20 protein-coding genes are annotated in these 22,424 nt (G+C 66.0%); 11 read left to right on the forward strand and 9 right to left on the reverse strand.

Going from position 1 to position 22,424, the window contains the following annotated elements:
• Position 1: 1 nt before the first annotated feature.
• The 8 genes from BM118_RS26825 to BM118_RS41750 form a co-directional block, all read right to left on the reverse strand.
• On the reverse strand, positions 2–1,984 hold the full coding sequence (locus tag BM118_RS26825; RefSeq protein WP_092188942.1) for a heme lyase CcmF/NrfE family subunit: 1,983 nt from the start codon (positions 1,982–1,984) through the stop codon (positions 2–4).
• Positions 1,981–2,472 (reverse strand): cytochrome c maturation protein CcmE, encoded by a 492-nt coding sequence (ccmE, locus tag BM118_RS26830; protein ID WP_092188944.1) that lies wholly within the window; start codon positions 2,470–2,472, stop codon positions 1,981–1,983. Before ccmE ends, BM118_RS26825 begins: the two co-directional genes overlap by 4 nt.
• 37 nt (positions 2,473–2,509) lie before the next feature.
• Positions 2,510–3,619: a c-type cytochrome biogenesis protein CcmI gene (gene ccmI, locus BM118_RS26835; protein ID WP_092188946.1), complete on the reverse strand. Its 1,110-nt coding sequence runs from the start codon at positions 3,617–3,619 to the stop codon at positions 2,510–2,512.
• A 130-nt stretch (positions 3,620–3,749) separates the two neighbouring features.
• Positions 3,750–4,019, reverse strand: coding sequence for a hypothetical protein (locus BM118_RS26840; protein WP_177234717.1), 270 nt, complete (start codon positions 4,017–4,019; stop codon positions 3,750–3,752).
• A gap of 100 nt (positions 4,020–4,119) precedes the next feature.
• Positions 4,120–5,523 carry a hypothetical protein gene (locus BM118_RS26845; RefSeq protein ID WP_177234718.1) on the reverse strand — a complete coding sequence of 468 codons (1,404 nt, stop codon included), beginning with the start codon at positions 5,521–5,523 and terminating at the stop codon, positions 4,120–4,122.
• Positions 5,524–5,684: 161 nt separating this feature from the next.
• A complete protein-coding gene (locus BM118_RS26850; protein WP_092188950.1) occupies positions 5,685–7,061 on the reverse strand; it encodes a sensor histidine kinase in 1,377 nt (458 codons plus the stop codon).
• Positions 7,062–7,156: 95 nt separating this feature from the next.
• Complete coding sequence (locus tag BM118_RS26855; protein WP_011085905.1) at positions 7,157–7,831, reverse strand: response regulator transcription factor; 675 nt, start codon at positions 7,829–7,831, stop codon at positions 7,157–7,159.
• A 229-nt stretch (positions 7,832–8,060) separates the two neighbouring features.
• Positions 8,061–8,216 (reverse strand): hypothetical protein, encoded by a 156-nt coding sequence (locus tag BM118_RS41750; RefSeq protein WP_165448146.1) that lies wholly within the window; start codon positions 8,214–8,216, stop codon positions 8,061–8,063.
• A 235-nt stretch (positions 8,217–8,451) separates the two neighbouring features.
• On the opposite strand from BM118_RS41750, the gene ku reads away from it, so the two are divergent.
• The 10 genes from ku (at position 8,452) to BM118_RS26905 (ending at position 18,348) form a co-directional block, all read left to right on the forward strand.
• Positions 8,452–9,435: a non-homologous end joining protein Ku gene (gene ku / locus BM118_RS26860; protein ID WP_092188952.1), complete on the forward strand. Its 984-nt coding sequence runs from the start codon at positions 8,452–8,454 to the stop codon at positions 9,433–9,435.
• A gap of 58 nt (positions 9,436–9,493) precedes the next feature.
• Positions 9,494–9,730 carry a hypothetical protein gene (locus BM118_RS26865; protein ID WP_092188954.1) on the forward strand — a complete coding sequence of 79 codons (237 nt, stop codon included), beginning with the start codon at positions 9,494–9,496 and terminating at the stop codon, positions 9,728–9,730.
• A 194-nt stretch (positions 9,731–9,924) separates the two neighbouring features.
• The gene (locus tag BM118_RS26870; protein ID WP_092189169.1) at positions 9,925–10,107 is read left to right on the forward strand and encodes a hypothetical protein; all 183 of its coding nucleotides are present in this window, start codon (positions 9,925–9,927) and stop codon (positions 10,105–10,107) included.
• 192 nt (positions 10,108–10,299) lie between these two features.
• Positions 10,300–10,464, forward strand: coding sequence for a Flp family type IVb pilin (locus BM118_RS26875; protein ID WP_092188956.1), 165 nt, complete (start codon positions 10,300–10,302; stop codon positions 10,462–10,464).
• Between the two features lie 134 nt (positions 10,465–10,598).
• The gene (locus tag BM118_RS26880; RefSeq protein ID WP_092188958.1) at positions 10,599–12,140 is read left to right on the forward strand and encodes a thymidine phosphorylase family protein; all 1,542 of its coding nucleotides are present in this window, start codon (positions 10,599–10,601) and stop codon (positions 12,138–12,140) included.
• On the forward strand, positions 12,137–13,057 hold the full coding sequence (locus BM118_RS26885; protein WP_092188960.1) for a ribose-phosphate pyrophosphokinase: 921 nt from the start codon (positions 12,137–12,139) through the stop codon (positions 13,055–13,057). The genes BM118_RS26880 and BM118_RS26885 overlap by 4 nt, the downstream gene beginning before the upstream one ends.
• Positions 13,054–14,652, forward strand: coding sequence for an MBL fold metallo-hydrolase (locus BM118_RS26890; RefSeq protein ID WP_092188961.1), 1,599 nt, complete (start codon positions 13,054–13,056; stop codon positions 14,650–14,652). The genes BM118_RS26885 and BM118_RS26890 overlap by 4 nt, the downstream gene beginning before the upstream one ends.
• A gap of 249 nt (positions 14,653–14,901) precedes the next feature.
• A complete protein-coding gene (locus BM118_RS26895) occupies positions 14,902–16,464 on the forward strand; it encodes a hypothetical protein (protein ID WP_177234719.1) in 1,563 nt (520 codons plus the stop codon).
• Positions 16,465–16,657: 193 nt separating this feature from the next.
• Positions 16,658–17,656, forward strand: a complete 999-nt coding sequence (locus BM118_RS26900; protein WP_092188962.1) for a glycosyltransferase family 2 protein — start codon at positions 16,658–16,660, stop codon at positions 17,654–17,656.
• Positions 17,657–17,664: 8 nt separating this feature from the next.
• Complete coding sequence (locus tag BM118_RS26905; RefSeq protein ID WP_177234720.1) at positions 17,665–18,348, forward strand: class I SAM-dependent methyltransferase; 684 nt, start codon at positions 17,665–17,667, stop codon at positions 18,346–18,348.
• 1 nt (position 18,349) lies between these two features.
• Here BM118_RS26905 and BM118_RS26910 read toward each other — a convergent pair whose 3' ends face one another.
• A complete protein-coding gene (locus tag BM118_RS26910; RefSeq protein ID WP_092188965.1) occupies positions 18,350–19,795 on the reverse strand; it encodes a hypothetical protein in 1,446 nt (481 codons plus the stop codon).
• A 344-nt stretch (positions 19,796–20,139) separates the two neighbouring features.
• Here BM118_RS26910 and BM118_RS26915 point away from each other — a divergent pair, with 344 nt between their 5' ends.
• Positions 20,140–22,257 carry a calcium-binding protein gene (locus tag BM118_RS26915; RefSeq protein ID WP_092188967.1) on the forward strand — a complete coding sequence of 706 codons (2,118 nt, stop codon included), beginning with the start codon at positions 20,140–20,142 and terminating at the stop codon, positions 22,255–22,257.
• Positions 22,258–22,424 lie beyond the last annotated feature (167 nt).

A 22,424-nucleotide genomic window follows, 5' to 3' on the forward strand; every position in this document is an offset into this window, starting at 1 on the left:
ATCACTCCGCCGGCTGCAGGCGCTGCTTGGCCCGCGCCGGTTTTGGCGCGCCGACCCGCAGGCGGCGGTCGGACAGCGACAGCACGCCGCCGAAGGCCATCAGCACCGGACCCCACCAGATCAGCAGCACCAGCGGCTTGTGATAGATGCGCACGGCAATCGCGCCCTCAGCGTTGGCATCGCCCAGCGAGATGTAGAGCTGGCTCGCACCGCGGGTCAGCAGCGCGGCTTCCGTGGTGGAGGAGCCGCGGGTGGTGAAGCTGCGCTTGGAGGGCGTCATGACGCTCAGCGTCTCACCGTTGCGGCTGACGTTGAACTCGGCGATCATCTCGCGGTAGTTCGGGCCCTGACGCTGGAACAGGCCGTCGAGCTTCACGTCGTAGCCGGCGACCTGGGCGACGTCGCTCTGCTTCATCGTCGCGATATATTCGCTGTTCCAGGTGGTCTCGCAGACGATCCCTATCAGCGCGACGCCGAGGCCGGCATGCGCCAACGCCGCGCCCCAGGCCGAGCGTGGCAGGCCGCGTGCCCGGTGCAGCACCGTTGCGAACGGCAGACGAACCAGGCCCGTCCGCTCGACCAGATCGGTGACGGCGCCGGCAATAACGAAGACGCCAAGCCCGATCGCGAGCGGCGCCAGCGCGCTGCCACCACGCGTCCAGGCCCAGACGATCGCGATGACAACGAGCCCGGCAACGCCAGCCGCGAGCAGGCGCTGGGTGACGCCGAGCAGATCGCCGCGCTTCCACGCCAGCATCGGCCCGAACGGTACGGCGAGCAGCAGCAGGGTGAACAACGGTGCGAAGGTGAGGTTGTAGAACGGCGCGCCGACCGACATCTTGAAGTCGGCGAGCATCTCCATCGCCAGCGGATAGAGCGTGCCGAACAGCACGACCGCGCAGGCGACGGTCAGCAGCAGATTGTTCAGCACCAGTGCGCCCTCGCGCGAGATCGGCGCGAACAGGCCGCCCTGCTTCAACGACGTCGCGCGGCCCGCGAACAGCGACAGGCTGCCGCCGATGAACAGGCAGAGGATCAGCAGGATGAACACGCCGCGGGTCGGATCGGTGGCAAAGGCGTGCACGGAGGTGATGACGCCGGACCGCACCAGGAAGGTGCCGAGCAGCGACAGCGAGAAGGTCAGGATCGACAACAGGATGGTCCAGACCTTCAGCGCGTTGCGCTTCTCCATCACCAGCGCCGAATGCAGCAGCGCGGTGCCGGCAAGCCACGGCATCAGCGAGGCGTTCTCGACCGGATCCCAGAACCACCAGCCGCCCCAGCCGAGCTCGTAATAGGCCCAGTAGGACCCCATCGCGATGCCGAGCGTCAAGAAGATCCAGGCAACCAGCGTCCACGGCCGCACCCAGCGCGCCCAGGCGGCGTCGATCCGTCCCTCCATCAGCGCCGCGATGGCAAAGGAGAACGAGATCGAGAAGCCGACATAGCCGAGATAGAGCATCGGCGGATGCACGGCGAGACCGATGTCCTGCAGCACGGGGTTGAGATCCCGTCCCTCGATCGGCGGGCTGGCGATACGCAGGAACGGGTTCGAGGTCACCAGGATGAAGAGATAGAAGGCGCTGGCGATCCAGGCCTGCACGGCGAGCACATGCGCGCGCAGCGACAGCGGAAGGTTGTTGCCGAATGCCGCGACCAATCCGCCGAACAGCGCCAGGATCGACACCCACAGCAGCATCGAGCCTTCATGATTTCCCCACACGCCGGTGATCTTGTAGAGCAGCGGCTTCATGGAGTGGGAATTCTCGTAGACGTTGGCGACGGAGAAATCCGAATTCACATGCAGCATCACCAGCGCCACGAACGAGGCGCCGACGAACAGCAACTGCGCCAGCGCGGTGGAGCGCGCCACGTTCATCAGCGCATCGTCGCGCAGCCGCGCGCCGATCAGCGGCACGATGGATTGGATCAGCGCCAGCCCGAGCGCCAGCACCAGCGCGTAATGCCCGGATTCCGCGATCACCGCACCGCTCCTTGCGGGTTGCCCTGCGCTGTCGTGGCCGCAGGCTTTCCGCCGTAATCGTCCTTCCAGTGTCCCTGCTTCTTCAAGGCGTCTGCGACGTCCTTGGGCATGTAGGTCTCGTCGTGCTTGGCAAGCACGGTGTCGGCCTTGAACACGCCGTTGGCATCGAGCGCGCCTTCGGCGACAACGCCCTGCCCTTCGCGGAACAGGTCGGGCAGAATGCCCTTGTAGGCGACCGGCAGCTTGGCGTTGCCGTCGGCGACCTCGAAGCTCACCGCGAGATTGTCGCCACGCTGGAGCGAGCCCGGCTGCACCAGGCCGCCGAGGCGAAACCGCTTGCCGGCCTGGACGTGCTTCTCGGCGACCATGGTCGGGGTCGAGAAGAACACGATGGAGTCGCGCAGTGCGTTGAGCACCAGCGCGGCGGCGAGCGCGAGCACGGCGAGCGAGCCGCCGATGATGGTCATGCGTCGCTGCTTGCGGGTCATGGCGTATCCGTTTTCCGCTGGTCTCGTCCTGACATCGTCATCCGTCAAGCCCGAGAGTTTTGAGGCCTTCGTTGAGCTGGCGGAGCCGTTCGCCATCCTTCGCGACCGCTTGACGGGCATCGCTCGATGCGCCGACCGCCTTGTCGCGATCGCCCATCACGAGATAAGCGCGCACCAGGCGCAACCAGCCCTCGACATCGTCGCCGTTCTGCTTCAAGCGCGTCGCCAGACGCTCGACCATGCCGCGGACCATCGCGCCGCGATCGCCCTCGCTCATGTCCTTGGAAGCTGCAATGGTCTCGTCCGACAGTGCCGGCATCGCGCCGCCGCCGACCCGCGCCAGCGAGGACTGCACCAGGCGCCGCCACGGCGCATCCGCCGGGGCCTTGGCCAGCAGCGCGCGCCAGATGGTGGCGGCATCGTCCTTGCGGCCGTCCTGCTCGGCGGCGAGACCGAGGAAGTAGTTCGCCTTGGGATCGTCCGCGTTCAGGGCATGCGCGCGCTCGAACTCGGTCTTGGCCTCGGCGGTCACCACGCCGCCCGCAGCGGCCGAGATTGCTTCGCCGAGATCGGATCTGCGCTCCGGGCTCTCACCATTGTAGGTGAGCGAGTTGCGATAGGCCCGCACCGCATCGTCGAACCGGCCGAGCCGCTCCAGCACCGGCGCGAGCACGTTCCAGCCGCGTCCGTCGGTCGGATTCTTTTCCAGATGTTGCTCGACCTGCACGACGAGGTTCTCCAGCGATCGCGCCATGCCGGAACCGGACCCGCGCTCCCGCTGCGCCAGCGGAAAGTCCTGAAGCCGGGGTGAGCCGAGCGGCATGTAGACGCCGATCGCAACGAGCGGCAGGCCGACAAGCGCCAGCACGGCTGCCGTGCGGCGCCATTTCAGGCTCGAGGTCGGCTCCGACGCGGACTCGCTGCCGGCGGCAGCGAGCAGCCTGCGGCTGATCTCGACACGCGCGGCCTCGGCTTCAGGCGCAGCGATCAGTCCCGAGGCAAGGTCACGCTCGATCTCGGTCAACTGGTCCTTGTAGACCGCGACCTCGCTGCCCTGATTTTGCGCGCGCGCACTGCGGCCGAGCGGCCAGAGCACGGCGAAAATCGCCGCGACCGTCATCAGCGCGAACACGAACCATAACGTCATCTGGCAAGCTTCCGGCAGCGCGCTACCCGCGCCCACAGGTGGCTTTACACCACGGCCGGACGATGCGGCAATTGACAATTGTCAATCGGCGCGACCGGCCACAGCCCCGAAACGACGAAAATCCAACGGCTTAGCCGATCTCGAAGTCCACGCTCCGAGCGGCGTGCTCGCCGTGACCGTTGAAGGCCTTCAGAAAGTATGTTCCCGGCTCGATGGCGTCAGGCAATCTGATGCGCAACGCTCCGACCGGAACCGGAGATGCAACCCTGGTGACAGTCTCAGCCAGTTGCCGACCGCTTGCCTTCTCGACCAGCACCACCTTCGCGCCGACCATCAGTCTTTGATATTTGGCAACAATGACGCGGTTGTCGATTTCGATGGAGCTGATAACGGGTTTCATGCGCCCACAAATAGAAATTCCCCAGACTTGCACCGGGACCGTAGGGCCCGTCACCGGCAGCGTCAACTACAAATTGTGATCACAAAAATATGCGCTTGAATCAGCTTGCGCGCGACGATTTGCGCTCGCCCGTGAGTGCGTTCTCCGCAGCGCGGCTCATCAGCGACGCGTAATCATCGCCGAACAGCACCTGGCAGAAGCGAATCGCGGCCTGCACCTGCTGCTGCCGATAGGTGCGGACCTTGTGATCGGCGGCGCGCAGCGACTGCACCAGCTGCTCGGTCGAGCGCTCGACATATTGCTGCAGGTCGGAATAGGTGCGCAGCGTCACCTCGTTGATCGCGAGCTCGCTGGCGTAGTTGCGGCAGGTCGCGACGAAATCGATCAGCGCCGCGGTTTCCTCCACCTCGGTGCTGTCGATCCGCGCGCCCGGCGGAATGTCCTTCTCGGGGCGCTGGCGCAGGATGCGGCGAACGCGGCCGGGAACGCTGTCGATCTCGGATTGCAGCGCATTGGAGATATCGGCCCGGATCGAGGTCAGCTGCTTGCCCCAGGCGGAATCGTTGCGCAGGTCGAGCTCGGTGCGCAGGCCGCGCACGCCGTCATGCAGCGCCTTGAGATTGTCGGCGACGTTGTCGAAATGGCCGCGCTTGATGTCCATGCGCAGGATCGCGGCCACGCAGGACAGATCGTGCAGCGCGATCGTGACGGCGACGCCATAGGGTGTTGCCGCCACGCGGATCTCGTCGTCCGATGCGGCAATCTTGATGGCGAGGCGGATGATCTGCCACGGCGCGGTCATGCGCTGCACGACGATCGACAGCGCGAAGGGCAGCATCTGCGGCGTCTGGAGGACGGGGATGTTGAGCGCCGACGTCACCGAGGCGATCTGGGAGTCGCCGAAGGCGCGCAGGAAGCGCGGCAGCTTCTCGTTCAGGGTGGCGATGGCGTCCCGGACCTGGAGCACCGCCCCGACCGAATAGAGGTCCTCGATCACGTTGGGCGGCCCGACGCGGGCCAGCGCGCGCGACTTGTCGCCGCCGCCCGACCCCGTCAGCTGGAAGATGGCGTCCGCGGCCACGGCCTGGAGCTTCTGGGCGAGCGCTTCGACCTGCCCTGCACTGTCGGCAGCCGGCATGCGCGCCAGCGCCGCCTCGAATTCGTTCACCTTGTCCGGAGCGCCGTCACGGCCGAGCCATTGCCAGATCGGATGCAGCGATGAGCGGCGGATCTGTCCGACCCGGATCGGCGCGCCCGCCTCGACGAGGAACGGTTCCAGCACCTGGAACAGGAGCCGCGACAGGTCGTCCGTGCGCGGTGGCGGGGTTTCGTCGGCTTCCGTCTTGCGGACGATCTTGCGCAGCTGCTCGAGCACGAGGGTCGCCACAGCCGTGTCCTGGCCGCGCTCGAGCGCGCGCTCGAACTCCCGCATCAGCAGCGCCTGCGACTGCGGCGGGAGCTGCGCGAGATATTCCCTCAGCCGCTCGATCGATGTCTGGCTCATGCGCCCGGGTAATGCACGGTAAAGTGGCGGACATGGGATGCGTCCGGGCGCGATCATAGGAGGCTGCGCCTTAAGAAGCCGTTGAGGACGTTGCCTCGAATCCTCCCGTTTGCTTGCGGGTCGGCGGTTCCGGAACCAAAAAATCCTGTTGGAACAAAGGATTATATTCCGGGGAGAACCAACTCGGCCCGCAAGCCGCCAATCGGCGCCCCGCCCAGGGAGAGGCTGCCGCCATAGAGCGCGGCAAGGTCGACCACGATGGAGAGCCCGAGCCCCGAGCCGGGCTTGGACTCGTCGAGCCGCTGGCCACGCCGGGAGACCTGGGTGCGCTCCGCCTCCGACAGGCCGCGGCCATCGTCATCGACGATGATCCGCAGGCGCGGACCCGCGCCTGCCTGGTGCGGCGCTTCCACCAACACCTCGATGAAGACCCGGGAGGCCGCCCATTTGCAGGCATTGTCGACGAGATTGCCGACCATCTCCTCCAGATCCTGCCGCTCGCCCCGGAATTTTGCCGACGGATCGGCCTTGGCCTCGACCATGATGCCGCGGTCGCGGTGGATCTTCTCCATCGTCCGCCGCAACGCCTCGATGGCGGGCGCCACCTCCGTCACGGTCGCGACGACCGAGACGCGCGCGGCGATGCGCGCCCGCTCCAGGTGATGGGCGACCTGGTCGCGCATCACGTCCGCCTGCTCCATCACCTTGGCCGCGAACGGATCGGCGGCGTGTACACCGGCCTCGTTGACGATGACCGAAAGCGGCGTCTTGATCGCATGGGCGAGATTGCCGACATGGGTGCGCGCGCGCTCGACGATCTCGCGATTGGCGTCGATCAGCGCGTTGGTCTCGCGCGCGAGCGGCGCGATCTCGACCGGGAATTCGCCCTCGAGCCGCTCCGCCCGCCCGGAGCGGATGTCGGCGATCGATTCCGAGATGCGCTTGAGCGGCGCGAGGCCGAAGCGCACCTGGAACACCGTGGTCAACAGCAGCACGATGCCGAGCGCGGTGAAGGTGCCGCCGAGATAGTAGTCGAAGCTGCGCGTCTCGTCGAAAATCTCGGTGTCGTCGCCGGCGACGCTGACCAGATATTTGCCGTCGGCGCCGAGATCGACCGGCCGTTCCACCATCCGCAGGTTCTGTCCCTCGGGACCGTCGACATAGCCGAGCCGGATGCCGGCGGCGGTGAGTTCGGCGCCCTGCTCCTCCAGCTTCGGCAGCTTCTTGTCCCAGAGCGAGCGCGAGGAGCGCACTTCCGGCTTTTCGGTGTCGGTGCGCGTGATCTGCCAATACCAGCCGGACAGCGGCAGCTCGAACAGGGGCTCGCCGAGCGACTGGAACTGGCGGTCCGGCGGCTCGTCCGGGGTCGCGACCTCCGCGATCAGCGTGCGGAGATAGAGATTGAGCCGGCGGTCGAAGGCGCGCTCGGTCGCGTTCTTGTAGACCGACGACAGCACCACGCCGGTGATGGCCAGGATCACCACGAGCCACGCCGTCGCCGACAGGAACAGGCGATTCGCAAGCGAGCTAGCGGCCATCGGAACGATCCCGGAAGGCACAGGATGGCAGGGCGTCGGACGTCATAACCGGACCAAGGCCCCCTGTTCGGCCTCCCGTCAAGCCCGAGCAGGCCTCAAGCGCCCGGAGCGGGCGGCGGGGTCAGGAGATAGCCGAGGCCACGGACGGTCTGGATGATGTCGACGTCGAGCTTCTTGCGGATGCGGCCGACGAAGACCTCGATGGTGTTGGAGTCGCGGTCGAAGTCCTGGTCGTAGAGATGCTCGACCAGCTCGGTGCGGGAGACGACGCGCCCGGAATGGTGCATCAGGTAGGCCAGAAGCCGATATTCGTGCGAGGTCATCTTGACGGGATTGCCGGACACGCTGACCCGGCCGGTCCTGGTGTCGAGCGTGACCGGGCCGCAGCTGAGTTCGCTCTGGGCATGACCGGTCGAGCGGCGCAGCAGCGCACGGATGCGGGCCAGCACCTCCTCCAGATGGAACGGCTTTGCGACGTAGTCGTCGGCGCCGGCATCGAAGCCCTGGACCTTGTCGCTCCAGCGGTCGCGCGCGGTCAGGATCAGGACCGGCATGGTGCGGCCGTTGCGGCGCCAGGCCTCCAGCACCGAGATGCCGTCCTTCTTCGGCAGGCCGATGTCGAGCACGACGGCATCGTACGGCTCGTTGTCGCCGAGATAGTGCCCCTCCTCCCCGTCGAAGGCGCGGTCGACGACATAGCCGGCGTCCGTCAGCGCCTTGGTGAGCTGGCGATTGAGATCGGGGTCGTCCTCAACAACGAGCAGGCGCACGCTTCTCTCCAAAGATGGGCCGCATGAATGACAGCCTCAGATGAGCAATTCCGGCGTGAACTGAATATGAACGCGGGGAACCGGCCGCGTTACTTTTTGGTCATATACGCCCTGTCGCGCGCCGACGCGACTGCGCCCGCCAGGCAACCGGACGAGCCGGCGGCATGGCGGGCGCAATGTGCCGCGTTACGCGGCGAGTCGGAAGGTCCGGGACGTCCGGATCCGGCCGTCAGGTCCGGAAGAATACGAACCAGATGACGGCGAGGATCAGGATCGCGAGCCCGGTCGAGATGGCGAGCAGCGCGGCCACCGACGGCCCGGGCTCGCCTTGGCGCGCCTCGGTTGCAGTTTCGACGATCTGATGCTGGTCTCGCGTGGTTGCCATGATGCCCTCAATCTCTGCGTCTCGCCTCCGATGACCGCAACCTCCTCACGGCCCTGTGTCCTTAGCCAACGCCCGATCCGATACGATGTTCCGACTTTTGCGGTGGGCTCGGGCAGCAGCCGCACCCGGGGCGGCCGGTTAACGCAGTTGCAAGATTCCACACCGAGCCGAGTATGATTCGGTGTTCCCCGATGGTATCCTCATAAGTCTGTCCCCGTTGCGTTTGGAGTAGCCCATGGCCCCCCGCGCCAATTGGAAGGGTTTTTTGCGTTTGTCGCTCGTGACCTGCCCGGTCGCGCTCTATCCGGCTACTTCGGATACTGAGAAGGTCTCCTTCAACCAGATCAACCGCAAGACCGGCCACCGGATCAAGTACCTCAAGGTTGACGCCGAGACCGGTGACGAGGTGACCTCCGAGGACATCGTCAAGGGCTACAAGGTCGACACCGACACCTATATCGAGGTCACCAAGGACGAGCTCGACGACATCGCGCTCGACTCCACGCACACGATCGAGATCGACGAGTTCGTGCCGAAGGCCGACATCGACAACCGCTATCTGATCCGCCCCTATTATCTCGTGCCCGACGGCAAGGTCGGCCACGACGCCTTTGCGGTGATCCGCGAGACCATCCGCAGCATGGACAAGGTCGCGATCGGCCGCGTGGTGCTGACCAATCGCGAGCACATCATTGCGCTGGAGCCGCTCGAGAGCGGCCTGATGGGCACGCTGCTGCGCTACCCCTACGAGGTCCGCAGCGAGAAGGAATATTTCGACGACATCCAGGACGTGAAGCTGACGAAGGACATGCTCGACCTTGCAAAGCACATCGTCGAGAAGAAGTCCGGCGCGTTCGAGCCCGAGCTGTTCGAGGACCATTACGAGGCCGCGCTGATCGACCTCATCAACAAGAAGCGCGCGGGCGCCCCGATCGCGGCCAAGGCGGCGCCGAAGACGGGCGGCAACGTCATCAACCTGATGGACGCGCTGAAGAAGAGCCTCGCGAGCGAGAAGGACACAGCTCCAGCCGCGAAGGTCGCCAAGGAGGCCGTCAAGGGCAAGAAGCCGAAGAAGCGCGTCGAAGGCCAGCGCGAGATGCTGCTGCCGATATCAGGCAAGGGCGGCAAGGAGGCTGCGGCGAAAACGGCCCCCAAGGACGCTGCAAAGAAGGCCGACAAGCCGGTGCGCGCGCCGGCGCGGGCGAAGAAGGCCGGCTAGCAGCACGCACCTGACGATCGCGCCGTGATGTCTCCCCTCGCCGGTCGGCCTGCCTGACATGCCCTGGTCGGCGCCGTTCGACGATCCGATCTCGTTGCGCAACGGGCGCAAGCTGCGGACGCTGCAACAGGCGGCCGATCACATCATGCAGCTGCCCGAGGACGCGCAGCACGCGAGCCACTGGCAGACCGCGATCGAGACCCTGATCCACGCGGCCGAGACGGGCGGCGGCTGGACGATGTTCGCCCGCATCGCGATGTTGCGGGCGCTGAACGCGGACGTCGGTCGCAAGTAAGCCCCGCCTGGCGCGGCGTCGCCTTGCGGCATTTGCGCTGCTGAGACATAGCCTCAACAATCCGTTAAGCGGCGCCATCGCTTTCAGCGCCCGCCCGCGAGGCACCAGGTAATCCTACGGAAGACAAAATTAACCGTCGATTCCCGTTGCGCACCACAAGGTCGCGCGGTCGATCGAACCGGGGTTTGCACGCGGTGCAGCAGCAGGACGCCAGAAAGAACTACATCGGCCTCGTGAACGACACGAGCGAGGACAAGCGCCTTGCAGACAGCGCGGCGCAGTCACAGCCGCGCGTCATGAGCTATCTGGTCGGGCGCCTCGCGGCGGCGCTGAGACGCCCCGGCAAGGCCGCTCCTGGACGCGCAATCGAGTCCTGAAAGCGACGACGCCGTCAAATCCACCCGAATTGGGTGACGAAACCTTAATTCAATAAATGCCAGCATATAAGGCCTGAGGTCGCGGTCCGCCCCCGCCTGCAATTTGACGCGCGCCCTGCAAAAGTTAGTGAATCAATTTACCATTCCGAAAACGGCGCCAGCCTACGTTGGACGGATGAACGGGAGTTGACGATGGCATTGCTCAGGTCATTTCTTGCCGATGAAAGCGCAGCTACCGCTATCGAATATTGCCTGCTTGCCGCCGGCATCGCGCTAGTGATCGTCACCGTCGTGAACAACACGGGCAGCGCGCTCCTGAACAACAAGTTCAACTCGATCGACGCGGCCACGAAGTAGGCGGCATATCCCGGCCCGAGGTAACCTGCGACGGCGCGCAGCCTGCCGGCGGGGCAGACCATGATCTGGGTCAACAGCACCAGGATCGCGATGGCTAAGCATGGAGGCCGAGCTTCCTCCCTGCCGGCCCGTCCATGCACCCAGACCTCCCGCACTCCCAACTGAAGATCCGCCGCGTCCGCCTCGATACCGGCCGCGAGAACGTCGTCGTCATCTCCAGGCGATCGAAGGCGCTGCGCGCGGAGATCTTTCGCGGCTTCAGCCGCGTCGAGCTCCGTCTCAATGGCAAGGTGCTGCTGGCGACGCTGCTGATCACGGACGACGACACCTTGGCGGCCCAGGACGAGATCGGCCTCTCCGAGCCCGCATTCCGCCGTTTCGCCGAACCGGTCGGCACGCTGGTCTCGGTGACGCCCGCCTCGCCGCCGGAGAGCCTTGAAGCGGTGCGCGCGAAGATCCGCGGGCGAACCCTGAGCCAGGCGGAGATCGGCGCGATCATCAACGACCTCGCGCATTATCGCTACTCCGACATGGAGATCGCCGCCTTCCTGATCGGCTCGGCGAGCTTCATCACCAGCGACGAACTCCTGGCCCTCACCGGGGCGATGGCCCAGGCCGGCACGCAGCTGGTGTGGCCGGACCCTGTCGTCGTCGACAAGCACTGCATCGGCGGCATTCCCGGCAATCGCACCTCGATGGTGGTGGTGCCGATCGTCGCCGCGCACGGCCTGCCGATCCCCAAGACCTCCTCGCGCGCCATCACCTCGCCCGCCGGCACCGCCGACACGATGGAGGTTCTGGCGCGGGTGAATGTCGGCGTCGAGGAGATGAAGGCGATCGTCTCGGCCTGCAACGGCTGCCTGATCTGGGGCGGCCACGTGAACCTGTCGCCGGCCGACGACGTCCTGATCTCGGTCGAGCGCCCGCTGAGCCTCGATACCCGCGAGCAGATGGTCGCCTCCATCATGTCCAAGAAGATCGCGGCGGGCTCGACGCATCTGCTGATCGACATTCCGGTCGGGCCGACCGCGAAGGTCACCGGTGCCGTCGAGGCGATGCGGCTGCGCAAGCTGTTCGAATTCGTCGGCGACCGGTTCGGCCGCACGGTCGAAGTGATCACGACCGACGGTCGCCAGCCGATCGGCAACGGCATCGGGCCGGTGCTCGAGGCCAATGACGTGATGGCGGTGCTCGGCAACGACAAGGATGCGCCCCGCGACCTGCGCGAGAAGTCGCTGCGGCTCGCCGCCCATCTCTTGGAATACGATCCGAAGCTGCGCGGCGGCGCCGGCTATGCGCGAGCGCGCGAACTGCTCGAGAGCGGCGCGGCGCTGAAGCAGATGCAGAAGATCATCGACGCCCAGGGCCCGTCGACATGCAGCACCGAACTGGGATCGCTCAGCTTCGACGTCAAGGCGGCGCATGACGGCACGGTGTCCGCGATCGACTGCCTGCGCCTCAATCGTCTCGCCCGCACCGCCGGCGCGCCGCTCGACAAGGGTGCCGGCATCCGCCTGTTCAAGAAGATCGGCGACCGCGTCGAGCAGGGCGAGCCGCTCTACCGCGTCTACGCCTTCGACCAGCCCGAGCATGATCTCGTTGCCTCCGCCGCCGCAGCGGAGAACGGTTACGCCGTCGATGGTCACGACGCGCTCCCGGGCAAGACAGCGTCGTGAGCACGGTCGCGTTCCAGACCCTGCCGTTCGGCACCGAGGCGGCGAAGCGTCTCGCGGCGCGGCTTGGGCTTGCCTGCGACGAGATGACCCTGCACCGCTTCCCGGATGGCGAGCTGCGCGTCACGGTCGCGCCGGCAGCTGACACCACCATCCTCTATGCCGCGCTCGACCAACCCAACGACAAGCTGATCGCCCTGCTGTTCGCCGCAGAGGCGCTGCGACGCGGCGGCGCAAAGCGGCTGGTGCTGGTCGCGCCCTATCTCTGCTACATGCGGCAGGACATTGCGTTTCATGCGGGCGAGGCCATCAGCCAGCGCGCCATGGGCGGCCTCGTTGCGACGATCGTGGACCGCGTCATCACCGTGGATGCGCACCTGCATCGCACCTCCGACATCGCCGCCGTGTTTCCCGGCATCGAGGCCGAGAACCTGTCCGCGATGCCGGCGATTGCGAACGCGCTTGCCGTGGCCGGCATCGATCCCGCAACCGTCGTGATCGGCCCCGACGCCGAATCCGAGCCCTGGGTGCGAGATCTCGCGGAGCGGCTGGACTTGCGGCACACGGTCGCGCGAAAGATCCGGCGCGGCGATCGCTCCGTCGAGATCGACTTTGCCGATGCCGCCCTGCTCGCGGGCCGGCCGGCGCTGATGGTCGACGACATCGTCTCCTCCGGGACGACGCTGATGGTCGCGGCAAGGACGTTGAAGGCGGCGGGCGCAAGCGCCGTCGATTCAGTCGTGACGCACGCGCTGTTTCCACCCGCGATGATCGCCGCATTCGCCGATGCGGGCATCCGCTCCATTCGCTCGAGCGACAGCGTGCCACATCCGACCAACGCGATCGCGCTCGACGAAATTCTGGCCGCTGCCCTCAAGCGCGAGCTCAACCCGACACTTCCGCCGGAGACGACGACATGAGCGTGACTGTTCGATTCTGCGGCGCCGCCCGCACCGTGACCGGCTCGAGCTACCTATTCCAGACCGCGACCGGGCGCTTCCTGGTCGATTGCGGCCTGTTCCAGGGACAGAAGACGCTCAAGGCACTCAACTACGGCGCCTTTCCTTTCCGCCCCGCCGACATCCAGGCGGTGCTGCTGACGCACGCCCATATCGACCACAGCGGATTGCTGCCGAAGCTCATACGCGAGGGTTTTGACGGACCGATCCTGGCGACGCGCGGCAGCATCGACCTCTGCTCCTGGATGCTGCCGGACGCCGGCAGCATCCAGGAGTCGGAGGTCGCGCAGCTCAACCGGCGCAACGCGGCGCGCCGGCGGACGGAGGTCGCGCCGATCTACACCCAGGCCGACGCGACCGCATCGCTGCAATCGTTCCGCCCGGTCGACTACGAGCACTGGACCGACGTGATCCCCGGCGTTCGCGCGCGCTACTGGAATGCCGGCCACCTGCTCGGCTCCGCCTCGATCGAGCTGGAATTCGACCAGAACGGCCGGGAACGCCCGTTGCGCATCCTGCTCTCGGGCGACGTCGGGCCGGAAGCAAAACTGCTCCAGCCCGATCCCCAGGCGCCGGTAGATCTCGACTACGTCATCTGCGAGTCCACCTATGGCGACCGCGTGCGGGCCGCCACCACGCCCGAGCAACGCCGGCAGCATCTCGCAAGCGAGATCCGCGATGCCGCCGCGGCCAAGGGCGCCCTGCTCATCCCCGCCTTCGCGGTCGAGCGGACCCAGGAGCTGATCGTCGACATCGTCCACCTGATGGAGCGCGGCGAAATTCCGGCGGCGCCGATCTTCCTGGATTCCCCGCTCGCGATCCATGCGACCGAAGTCTTCCGCCAGCATGCCGCGAGCCTCGATCCCGGCGTCGACGTCGACCGCCTCCTCAACTCGCCGCATCTCAAATTCACCGAGACGGTTGCCGAGAGCAAGGCGATCATGCGCCTGAGCGGCTTTCACATCATCATCGCCGCCAGCGGAATGTGCGACGCGGGCCGCATCCGCCATCACCTCAAGCGCTGGCTGTGGAACGAGCGCGCGACCGTGCTCCTCTCCGGCTTCCAGGCGCACGGCACGCTCGGCCGCTTCCTCCAGGACGGCGCCAAGGCCGTGCGGATCCAGGGTGAGGAGATCAGGGTCGCAGCACGCATCCGGATGATCGACGAGTATTCCGGACACGCCGACGCCGCCGGCATCGCCGGCTGGATCGCGGCGCGCCGCCCGATCACCCGCGGCCTGTTCCTCACCCACGGCGAGCCGGATGCGATCGCCGGTCTTGCCGAACGGCTGGGCGAACGCATCCTTCCGGCCGCGAAGATCTATCAGCCGGTGCTCGACGATATCTACGAGCTCGAGGCGCCCGAGCCGCGCGTGCTCGACGTCGACCATCGCCGCCGGCTGACGCCCGAGGCCGTGACCCGCCTCGACTGGCACAACGAGATGTCGGAGCTGATGCTCGACATCAGCGACAGGGTCGCAGCCGCCGCCGACGACCGCGCCCGCGGCGTCATCATCCGCAGGCTGCGGCGCGCATTGCAGGACAATGGGCGGTAGCGCGGCAGTGGTGCATCCGACCGCCGGCCCTGGTTGCCACGGCCGTAACGTCGCGCGCGGTAGAATTGAGCCTCCGTTAATGCAACGACACGAACATCGCGGAATTTCCTTTTCATTAGCGCTGTGCATACGGCAACGGTGCCCGGCTGCTGCGTGACGTTTGATCTTTACGATGTTCGCGCTATGCACGTTGTGTCGTGCAATTGTACCTTTGCAGAGCGTAGGCTCGAACCCCAGCGGCCCGATCACATGGCATCTTCCGACAGGCCGACCTTGACGATCCGGGCTCGTCTTGGCTCGGACCGATCGGTGACGATCGCCGTCCTTGCAATGCTGGCGGCCGTCTCGTTTCTTCCGGTGCTGCTGACCCCTATTCCCGCGATGGTCGATTATCCCAATCACCTCGCCCGCATGTATATTTTGAGCCAGAGCGGCACTCCCAACGCCAATCCGCATTACGAGGTGGCCTGGGCATTCTATCCCAACCTTGGAATGGACCTGCTGGTCCCGCAGATGGCGCGGCTGATGAGCGTCGAGAACGCCACACGGCTGTTTCTGCTCCTGAGCCAATTGTTGATCGTAGGGGGCGCGCTTCTGCTCGAATGGGCCCGCAAGGGACGTGTCCATCTCGCCGGCTTTGCGGCGCTCGCCTTCCTCTACTGCCTGCCGTTCAGCTGGGGCTTCGTGAATTTCGAGTTCGGGCTGGGCCTCGCCCTCTGGGGCATCGCCGTCTACCTGATGCTGGCAGAAGGCCCATGGCCACGGCGCTTCGTCGTCAACACGGTCTTCGTCGCTGTGCTGTATGCGGCGCATTTCTTTTCCCTCGGCATCTACGGCGCGACGCTGGGCCTTTACGAGCTCTGGCGCATCCGCCACCACGGAATATCGTACCGGGTCGCGGCCGCGCGGCTTGGCGCGCTGGCCATACCGGCGCTCGTCCTGTTCGGGATCATGCATATGACTGCAGGCTCGATCGGAAGCGAAGGTACGAGCTGGTTCCTCGGCTTCAAGCCGATCTGGCCGTTGCGCATCATGAACGGCTACAATTTGACGCTATCGGCAATCACCGGGCTGGCGCTGATGATCTCGTTGCTTTTCGCCGCAAGACGCGGCGTGCTCAAGCTCGAGCCGGACGGAATCTGGCTCGCGATCGGCTTTGCGCTCCTGTACCTCGTCATTCCCTCGAAGCTGTTCGGAACCTCGTTTGTCGACCTCCGCGTGATTCCCGCCGCGGCTCTGATCCTGCCGGCCTTCTGCTCGCTGTCCCTGCCCAGCCGTGCCTGGAGAATGGCTGCGCTCGCTGCGATCAGCGGCATCATCCTGATCAACCTCGCCGTCGTCCTCGCGGTGTGGCTGCCTTACCGCGCCGACTATGCGGCCATCATCAGGTCGTTCGAAAAGATCGATCGCGGCTCACGCGTCCTCGTTGGCAGCACGGGCGACCATGGAGACCCGCCCTTCGCCGACCTCACGTCCTATCCAATGTTCTATGCGCCGACGCTGGCCGTGCACTATGCCAACGCCTTCGTGCCCAATTTATTCACGGAAGCGGGCAAGCAGCCGGTGCGGCCACGCGAGGCCGTGCGCCGTCTTGCCATTCCCTACGGAGGGCCGGTGCCGTCAGGCCTGCTGACGGCGATTGCGACAAGCCCGCCACGGGCGGACGTTCCGCCGTTCGTCCGCACCTGGTACCAGGATTTCGATTATCTCTATGTGCTTGGACCGCCCGCACCCAACCCGCTGCCGGATCTGCTGGACGAGCTGGACACCTCGGAACGATTTGTTCTCTACAAGATCCGCCGCAGGTCCTAGACCGAAGCCACAGTTGCGCAGCGTGGTTAATCAGGCATCACCATTCCGCTCTCTCTCCCCGCCGCAGCCGCCCTCGGGCCGTCCGCCCCCACCGCATCGCCCCGGAGCCCTAGATCCTTAACAGTTGTGGCAAGGCCACCTTAACCACCGGCGATTAGACTTCCGCCCCTGCAACCGAGTTGGACCCTCTCGCATGGCGGCCAGTTTCAAATCGATCCGCTACAGCCTCGTCATCCCCGTGTTCAACGAGGAAGCCGTGCTGCCGATCCTGCTGCGCCGGCTCGACCTGGTATTGTCGCGGCTCGACGGGCCCGCGGAAGCGATCTTCGTCGACGACGGCAGCAGCGATTCCAGTTCGATCGTGCTGCGGGCGCTCGCCACGCGCGACCCGCGCTTTCGCTATATCGGCTTGTCGCGCAATTTCGGCCATCAGGTCGCCATCACCGCCGGCATGGACGCCGCGCAAGGCGAAGCGATCATCGTCATGGATGCCGATTTGCAGGATCCTCCCGAAGTGATCGAGCAATTGATCGCAAAATGGAAGGAAGGCAACGACATCGTCCACGCCCGCCGCCTGTCGCGTGACGGCGAAAGCCGATTCAAGCGTGCGACCGCGCATCTCTTCTACCGGCTTCTCGGCAGGATGTCCTCTGTCGGCATCCCCGCCGATGTCGGCGATTTCCGCCTGATCGACCGCAAGGTGCTCGACGCACTTCGGCAGATGCCGGAACAGGACCGCTTCGTCCGCGGCATGATCGCCTGGCTCGGCTTCCGGCAGACCGAGGTCACCTTCCATCGTCTCGAGCGCGCAGCGGGCGAAACCAAATACCCGCTGTTCAAGATGGTGCGGCTCGCGATGAACGCCGCGCTTGGCTTTTCGGATCTGCCCTTGCGGCTGGCAATCTGGTGCGGATTGACGGTCTCGGGATTCGCACTCCTCTACGGCGGCTGGGTGATCCTGTTGTGGCTCAGCAAAGACAGTCATCTCGTCACCGGCTGGTCCTCGACGATCGTCGTCGTGTCCCTGCTGTGCGGAATCAACATGCTGATGACGGGCATCGTGGGGCTTTATGTCGGCCGCATCCATGCCGAGGTGAAACGCCGCCCGCTCTACGTGGTGCAGACGCGAGCCGGCTTCGATCGCAGCGAGGCGGCAGCCGCGGTGCCCGCGATCCACGCCGTCAACGAGTGACCCCGCACATGACCGAACTCTTTGACGGTTACCACGACAACTACCGTGACGTGGTCCAATCATCGATCGACTTTTCGGGCTTGCCGCATCATTTCTTCATGCGCGCCAAGGCCGATCTCCTGCGCGATCTGATCGCGCAGCGGCTGGACGCGGAGCGGCCCGAAATGCTCGACGTCGGCTGCGGTGTCGGCAGCCTTCATCCCCTGCTGCACGGCATGGTCGGCCGCTTGAGCGGTATCGACGTTTCTTCGGCCAGCCTGGCGCAGGCTCGCGCCGACAACCGCGGCGTCGACTACCGCGAGTTCGACGGCCGCACCTTTCCTTTCGACGACGCCAGCTTCGATCTGGTCACGGCCATCTGCGTGATGCACCATATCGTGCCGGCCGAATGGGCGCAGTTCATCGCCGAGATGCGGCGAGTGACGCGCCCCGGGGGGCTCGTCTGCGTGATCGAGCACAATCCGTACAACCCGCTGACACGCCTTGCCGTGGCGCGCTGTGAGTTCGACCGGGACGCCGTCTTGCTCAGCGCCGGCACCACCCGAAAGTTGATGGCTGCGGACGGTTTACGGGAGATCGGCGCGCGCCATTTCCTGCTGCTCCCCTGGGACACCAAGCCGGCACGGCGCCTGGAAGGCGCCCTGAGCGGCGTGTCGCTCGGAGGCCAATACGCAGCCTTCGGGACCGTTTGACTTATCTCTGCGGCGTATCTCGCCGCTTGTGCACGACCGCGACATCGTCGCTGTAGACGCGCTGCCACTGGGGCAGCCGGTCGAGCATCGCGACCGCCGGCGTCCGCGGTGCGAGCAGCGTCGCGCCGATCTTGTATTCATCGAGCAGCTTGAGAAAATCTCCGAGGTCGACCAGCGCTACGGCGCGGTTGTAGCGGTCGATGAACGGTCCCCCGTACAGTTCGCCGCGACCATCGATAAAGGTGGGAATGCCGGCGAAGATCAAATAGCCGCCGAAGGAATAATCGTTGAGCACGGGCCCCGTCCTGGCGAGGTCGGCTTGAGCGATGGCGGCCTGAGGGGTGATGATCGGAGCCGGCCGGATGTCACGCGCGAGGGCCGCCCCGCTCACCGCGATCAACATAGCGAACGCAGCCAGATTCAGGCCGCGCGACGAGCCGGCCGCATCGTCCCCGGTCGGTCCGCCGAACTTCCGACCCAGCGGAGCCGCCAGGTAGAGCGGCGCCAGCATGGCCAGCAGATCCGCATTGCGTATCTGCGCCAGCGCGAAATGGAGCAAGCCGATCACCACCAGGGCCCGCACGAGCGGCAGCGTCACGCCGCGCGAGAGCGCGAGAATACCACCCAGCAGCAGCAACTCGAAGCCACCGATGCGGCTGAAATCCTGCGGCCGCCATTCCGCGATCCAGGCGAGCGCGGGGCCGAGGCCGAGCGTCGTCAGCGGCATCAGCAGCGGTTCGGGCCCGTAGGGCGTCAGGCAGGACGCTGCGAGTGCGAGCGCCGAGAATGGCAGCCACCGCAACAGCACGCGCGACCATTCGCTTCGCTCCTCACGCAGCAGCGCCTCGAGCACCGCCGGGCCGATCAGCCCAAGCGCCAGCACCACGCTGCCGTGCAGATTGGCCCACAGGACCAGCAGCGGCAGGGCCCAGTAGGGCGGAGGCCCCCCGCGATCCATGCAGCGCACCAGGGCGGCCGCCCAAGTCACCATCACCGGCAGCACGAGCACGTGTGGCCGCGCCAGCATATGCGGCGCCGACAAGATGACGGCCGCGATCACCATGAGCAGCGTCAGGGCTGGCGAAAGCTCGCGCAGCAGGAAGAACGTCAGCAGGCCAAAGGCGAGCGCGATCGCCGCCGCGGCGACGACGAGGACGCCTGACCAGCCGGACAGCGCGTAGACCGCGGCGTAGACGATCTCCGAGAGCCATTCGAAGGTGATCCAGGGCGCGCCGTGCATCGAAAAGGAAAAAGGGTCGCTCGCCGGCAGGGCGCCATGCGCCATGATCCAGCGCCCGACCTCGATGTGAGAATAGCTGTCGGGATCATTGAGCAGCCGCTGTCCAAGAATCAGCAGCACGGCATAGACGCCGAGGCTCACCAGCCAGGGGAGCGCTGCACGCGCCGAAAACGGTTGGACCTCGCTGTGCACGACCTGCTCACTCATGGCGAGCGCAAGTTAAGGCGCAAGCGTTAAATTCTTCTTCGATGTTCACCGCGCCTGGCCCGGCGCAGGGCGGGCTGGTTACCGTTTGTGAACCATGTTCTTGACGCTGGGCGAACGCGTCCTTCCGGCCGTGAAGGTCGATCAGCCGGTAATGCGGCGGCTCTCCGGAAAATCAAGCTGTTCTCAAGACAAACAGAAGCCCTTCCGGAGGATTCGGCCAAGCAGGAACTTGCATCTCGGCCTACAGCCGTTGTCGTTTGCCGTTCACCCCCTGTGGCATCGCGAAACGCGTCATGATCCTGCCATACGGTCTGTTCCGACGATGACGCGAGCGAGAAGCGCACATGGCTGTCACAGCAAACTTTACCGCCGGAATTCTCACCACCTTTGGCAACGGCCAGAACAACACAATCACGTTGGGCCGCAATGCGGCCGGAACGATCGTCGTCAACGGCGGCGCGGTCGCGATCAAAGGCGGCCCCGCGACGGTTGCCAACACCAAGTTGATCCAGGCCTTCGGCCAGGACGGCAACGACACCATCACGATCGACGAGAGCAACGGCGCGATGCCTGCGGCGAATCTGTTCGGCGGCGCCGGCAACGATACGCTGACCGGCGGGTCCGGCGGCGACATGCTGTTCGGGCAGTCCGGCAACGACACGCTGCTCGGCAAAGGCGGCAACGATCTGCTGTTCGGCGGCTCCGGCAATGACGTGCTGATCGGCGGTGACGGCAACGACCAGATGTTCGGTGAGGCCGGCAACGACCGCATGATCTGGAACCCCGGCGACGACAGTGACCTGATGGAGGGCGGCGAAGGCATCGACACCGCCGAGGTGAACGGCGGCAACGGCGGCGAGGTCTTTGCCATCACGGCCAACGGCACGCGCGTGCGCTTCGACCGCGTCGACCCCGCGCCGTTCTCGCTGGACATCGGCACCACCGAGAATCTCGTGGTCAATGCCAATGGCGGCGACGACGTCATCACCGCCACCGGCAATCTCGCCGCGCTCATCAATCTGACGATCGACGGCGGCGCCGGCAACGATACGATCGTCGGCAGCGCGGGGAACGACACGCTGATCGGCGGCGATGGCAATGATTCCGTCGTCGGCGGCCGCGGCGACGACCTCGTGCAGCTCGGCGCCGGCCGCGACGTGTTCCAGTGGAATCCGGGCGATGGCAGCGACACCATCGAAGGCGGCGCCGGTGACGACACGCTGCGGTTCGCCGGTGCCAACATCGCCGAGAACCTCATCATAACGGCGAACGGCGATCACGCCCTGCTCACGCGCGACGTCGGCAACATCACGATGGACCTGCACGGGGTCGAGCATGTCGATGTCCAGGCGCTGGGCGGCGCCGACCATGTCGTGGTGGGCGACCTGACCGGGACGGATGTGACGCGGGTGAACATCGACCTCGGCGGTTCGGCCGGAACGCCGGACGGCGCCCTCGACACCGTCACGGTCGATGCCACCCAGGGTGCCGACACGTTTGGCGTCGCCGGCAATGCCGGCGGCGTGACCGTCTTCGGCCTCCACGCGGCCACCAACCTGACCTCCATGGACGCAACCGACCAACTGACACTCAATGGCCTCGGCGGCGACGACGTGATCGATGCGAGCGGGCTTGCGGCCGGCGTGCTGCAACTCACGATCAACGGCGGACTTGGCAACGACACCATCCGTGGCAGTCAGGGCGACGACTTGATCAATGGCGGCGACGGAAACGACGTCGCGCTGATGGGCGCGGGCAACGACACCTTCGTCTGGAACCCGGGCGACGACAACGACACGATCGAGGGCCAGGGCGGCACCGACACGCTGCTGTTCAACGGCGCCAACATCGCCGAAACCGTCGACATCTTCGCGAATGGAGGGCGTGCCGAGCTGACGCGGGACGTCGCCTCGATCACGATGGACACGCACGGCGTCGAGACGATCGCGTTCAATGCCCGCGGCGGCGCCGACACGATCAATGTCGGCGACATGAGCGGCACCGACGTGACGGAGGTCAAGATCGATCTGGGCGGCGTTCCCGGCGCCGCAGGCGGCGACGGCGCGGCCGACAAGATCGTGATCAACGGCACGGGCGGGGACGACGTCATCTCGCTTTCGATCAACAGCAATGGCGCGCTGGTGATTGACGGTCTCGCAAGCCAGGTCGTGATCGAGAACTTCGACTTCAGCGACACGATCACCATCAACGGCCTGGGCGGCGACGACGTGATCGAGGCGTCGGGTGTCGGCCCCGGCGGGCCGCACCTCGTTTTCGACGGCGGCGCTGGCGACGACGTGCTCATCGGCAGCGCGGGCAACGATACGCTGCTCGGCGGGCTCGGCGACGACGTGCTGATCGGCGGCGGCGGCGTCGACGTGCTGGACGGAGGGCCCGGCGACAACGTCGTGATTCAGTCGCTGGTCGCACAGGCGGGCTTCCACTTGGGGACGCTGATCTGAGGCCGACGATCGCGGTCGCCCGGCGATCGTGTGTTTTGCCTGTCGGGCGTAGCCCGGATGGCGCGGAGGGCAATCGCGGGCCCGCGAATCGATGCGGTCGTCCCGGATTAGGCCGCTCACCATCCGGGGCACGGCGCTTTGACGGCCATGCGAGTCCTGATACTCTG

Source organism: Bradyrhizobium sp. cf659, assembly GCF_900113725.1.
GTDB lineage: Bacteria > Pseudomonadota > Alphaproteobacteria > Rhizobiales > Xanthobacteraceae > Bradyrhizobium.